We start from the raw sequence: 3,215 nt of genomic DNA, 5'->3' as shown, positions 1-3,215 counted from the left end.
CCACAACGACGCCGAGGAAGCCGGCCGCCGCGCCGACGCAGCGGCCACAACGACGGATGCCCGCTACAACCCGGTGACCGTGGCCAACCGCATCGAGAAGATCGGCGCTGATATCCGCCGCTACGAGCGCCAGATCATCGCTGACGTGTACGACGCGGAGACGGGCTACCGCCCCGCGACCGACGAGCAGAAGACCAAGAGGGCAGAGCACTACGCTCCGAAGCTCGACGAGCTGCGCGACCAGCTCGCCTACTGGGAGCAGGTACGCGCCGACCAGATCGCCACCGGCAAGGCCACCGGCTACAGCCGCGACACGATCGCCAAAGGTGACGCCGTGAAGATCCGCGGCCACTGGGCCAAGGTCGCCCGCGTCAACGCCAAGACGGTCAGCGTCGAGACGCCCTACAGCTGGACCGACCGCGCACCGTACGCCGAGATCCAGGATCACCAGCCCGCCGCCTGACGCAGTCAGGCCCGGTTCCCAATGGGGAAGCCGGGCCTGACATCAACACGGCGACCGGTTACCACACCGGAAGCACACCAGGATTCTACAGCCGCACAGGCCCGTCGTGCCCCTATCGGGGCGCGAGGGGAGCAACCCCCTCACACTCCCCCGCCAGAGCCGCTACGCGGCCAGGAGTGGCCCTCACGGGCAAGAGCTTCGGGCATCGTTCCTGCCGCTCCATCATTGCCGCCGCGGTCCTACACACAAGCCCCTCCGGGGCCCGCTCCTCCGAGATTTCGCCACGCGGTCGCTACGCTCCCTCACATCGCGACGAAATTCTCTCCCCCACCGCCTGCGGTTGTGTTCCGGCCCTGCTGCTGCGGCACTGCTCCGCTTATCAGGAACGAGCCAGCGAATTGATCGAGAAAGGACGACGGACATGGAAGCTGTAACGGTCTACACAACGGGTCCGAGCTGCGGGAAGTGCACGATGACCAAGCTCATGCTGAAGGGCAAGGGCATCCCGTTCGTTGAGGTCAACATTCGCGAGAACGTCGAGGCGTACACCTACGTCACCGAGGACCTGGGATACAGCACGGCTCCGGTCGTCGTCGTCGACGAGCAGGATCACTGGTGCGATCTGCGCACCGATCACATCGAACGTATCGCCGCACACATGGGATGACCGATGAGCGAAGAGGAGCAGAGAGACGAGCGCGGCCCGGTGTCGTGGGAGTCCTTCAACTGGATGCGGCAAGAGATCATCCGGCTCACCAGCGAGAACGCGCAGCTGCAGCGAGACGTCGACCTTTGGCAGTGGCAGGCGAATCACTGGTACATGAAGGCCAACTACTCCCCCGAGCAGCTCGCAGAGTTTGCGCGCAAGCGGGCTCAGCTCGACGTGCCGACCGATGACGCACCAGAGTGACCAGAAAACACGCCATATGAACTAGACCACATTGACCAACTAGGCTAGACTGACAGTAACAACACGGCAGACCAACACCACCAACCACAAGGAGCAGAACCCATGTCGACCATCACCTTCGCCGGCAACCTCACCGCGGATCCCGAGCTGCGCTACACGCAGAACGGCCGCCCCGTGGTCCACTTCACCATCATCGAGAACCGACAGCGCCGCACGCCCGACGGAGGATTCGAAGACGCCGAGCCCAACGCGTTCCGCGTCGAAGCCTGGGGTGAGCAGGCCGAGAACGTCGCGGCCTCGTCCCACAAGGGAGATCGACTGACGATCGAGGGACGCATCGAAACCAACCGGTGGACCGATAAGGACACCGAGCAGGAGCGCACCGCGCAGCAGGTCACCGCCGTTGAGGTGGGATTCAGCCTCAAGTACCACACGGTCACCGCGAAGAAGGCCGAGCGCAAGACCGCAGCGGGGGAGCAGGGCAATCAGAGCGACCAGGCCGGCTCATGGGAAGTCGCCGACATCCCCAACAGCGACGCCCCGTTCTGAACCCCGCCTGAGACGAAGGAGAAAACATGATTGTTCAAGGATTCCTGGCTTGGGGCACCTGGGCCTGGGTGCTGATCGTCGTCGGCTGGCTCGTGCTCTGCGGGCTGGTGACCGTGATCATCATTGGTATCTACAGGCTGCGGGAACTGATCAAGGAGCTGCGCGACGCTAAGGCGGAAGAAGATGCCCGTCCCGAACGCTCCGCACCCCGCGCGAACCTCATCCAGTGGGCAGGCCACGAAGACACCCGCGATCGGATCATGGACTACGCCGACCGCAAGAAGGTGTCCGTCAACACGGCGCTGATCGAGACCGTGCAGCGCGGCATCGACCAGCTCGACCCTCAGGGAGACTCCAAGTGACCGTCTACACGCTCGCGATCCTCAAGGGAGGATCGGGTAAGACCACCACATCCGCAGACCTCGCGGCGGCACTCGTCGCCATGGGGCGGCGCGTGCTGGCAATCGACCTCGACCAGCAGGGCAACCTCACCAAGCGCCTCGGCGTGACCGAAGACACGGAGTTGTCGGCGGTCGCAGCTGACGTGCTGGTCGGGGAAGCATCCGCGCTCGAGGCGGCCGTGCCGTCGCCGAGCGTGCCGGGTGTGAGCATTCTCGTCGGAAGCCAGGACCTCGCCTCTCTGGACCAGCGGCCCGAGATCATCACCTCGCTGCGCGACATGCCGGAGCTCGCCGACCACTGGGATGACGTCGTAATCGACACCCCGCCGGCATTGGGCCTCCTCACCCTCTCTGCCCTTGCAGCTGCAGACGTCGTGATCGCACCCGTCGAATGCGCGACCGAAGCGTATGACCAGCTCGGCAAGCTCAATGAATTCGTGGCGCAGCGCGTCGCACCCCGGCTGCACGTCGGGCAGCGCATCCACTGGATCGTCCCCACCAAGTACCGCCACGGACGGCTGATCGATCGAGAGGTCGTCGAAGTGCTTACCGAGCAGTTCCCCGGCCGCGTCACCAGCCCCGTCCGCGAGGCAGTAGCCGCCAAAGACGCCTACACCGACGGCAAGCCCGTCAGCGTCTACGCGCCGGGCTCTGCGATCGCTGAGGACTACGCCCAGGCGCTCGCACCGATCATCGGGACTCCCGTTCCCGCGCGAAAGACCGCACCACCCGTGCCCGTCACCGCCTGACAAACAAAACAGCACTGACCAACCAGACCAAGGAGACAGCCATGGCACGTCGAAGCCTCCGCGACCGCAACGCGGCCGCGCTCGCGCACGAATTCTATGAACCCGTCGACGCGCCCGCCGAGGAGACGCCGGCAGAGCCGGCC

Annotated in this window: 5 protein-coding genes and 1 pseudogene; all 6 read left to right on the top strand. The window is 65.1% G+C overall.

The genetic code is table 11. The features are described 5' to 3' along the window. A pseudogene (locus KZA10_RS10415) lies at nucleotides 1-463 on the top strand (hypothetical protein); the annotation flags it as partial. A gap of 421 nt (nucleotides 464-884) precedes the next feature. Further along, the gene (locus KZA10_RS10410) at nucleotides 885-1,130 is read left to right on the top strand and encodes a glutaredoxin family protein (RefSeq protein WP_218682833.1); all 246 of its coding nucleotides are present in this window, start codon (nucleotides 885-887) and stop codon (nucleotides 1,128-1,130) included. Nucleotides 1,131-1,133: 3 nt separating this feature from the next. Beyond that, a complete protein-coding gene (locus tag KZA10_RS10405) occupies nucleotides 1,134-1,373 on the top strand; it encodes a hypothetical protein (RefSeq protein WP_218682832.1) in 240 nt (79 codons plus the stop codon). Nucleotides 1,374-1,475: 102 nt separating this feature from the next. After that, nucleotides 1,476-1,922, top strand: a complete 447-nt coding sequence (locus KZA10_RS10400; protein ID WP_218682831.1) for a single-stranded DNA-binding protein — start codon at nucleotides 1,476-1,478, stop codon at nucleotides 1,920-1,922. Nucleotides 1,923-1,948: 26 nt separating this feature from the next. Then, nucleotides 1,949-2,284 carry a hypothetical protein gene (locus tag KZA10_RS10395; RefSeq protein ID WP_218682830.1) on the top strand — a complete coding sequence of 112 codons (336 nt, stop codon included), beginning with the start codon at nucleotides 1,949-1,951 and terminating at the stop codon, nucleotides 2,282-2,284. Further along, nucleotides 2,281-3,072 carry a ParA family protein gene (locus tag KZA10_RS10390; protein WP_181800787.1) on the top strand — a complete coding sequence of 264 codons (792 nt, stop codon included), beginning with the start codon at nucleotides 2,281-2,283 and terminating at the stop codon, nucleotides 3,070-3,072. Before KZA10_RS10395 ends, KZA10_RS10390 begins: the two co-directional genes overlap by 4 nt. Nucleotides 3,073-3,215 lie beyond the last annotated feature (143 nt).

The organism is Microbacterium sp. BF1, from assembly GCF_019279095.1.
In the GTDB taxonomy this organism is placed as follows: domain Bacteria; phylum Actinomycetota; class Actinomycetes; order Actinomycetales; family Microbacteriaceae; genus Microbacterium; species Microbacterium maritypicum.
This window is presented reverse-complemented; position numbering and strand designations above follow the sequence as displayed.

Bases quoted from the DNA above. Each gene is read 5' to 3' on its own strand.
- KZA10_RS10400 (WP_218682831.1), top strand. From the start codon at position 1,476: ATGTCGACCATCACCTTCGCCGGCAACCTCACCGCGGATCCCGAGCTG.
- KZA10_RS10405 (WP_218682832.1), top strand. From the start codon at position 1,134: ATGAGCGAAGAGGAGCAGAGAGACGAGCGCGGCCCGGTGTCGTGGGAG.
- KZA10_RS10410 (WP_218682833.1), top strand. From the start codon at position 885: ATGGAAGCTGTAACGGTCTACACAACGGGTCCGAGCTGCGGGAAGTGC.
- KZA10_RS10395 (WP_218682830.1), top strand. From the start codon at position 1,949: ATGATTGTTCAAGGATTCCTGGCTTGGGGCACCTGGGCCTGGGTGCTG.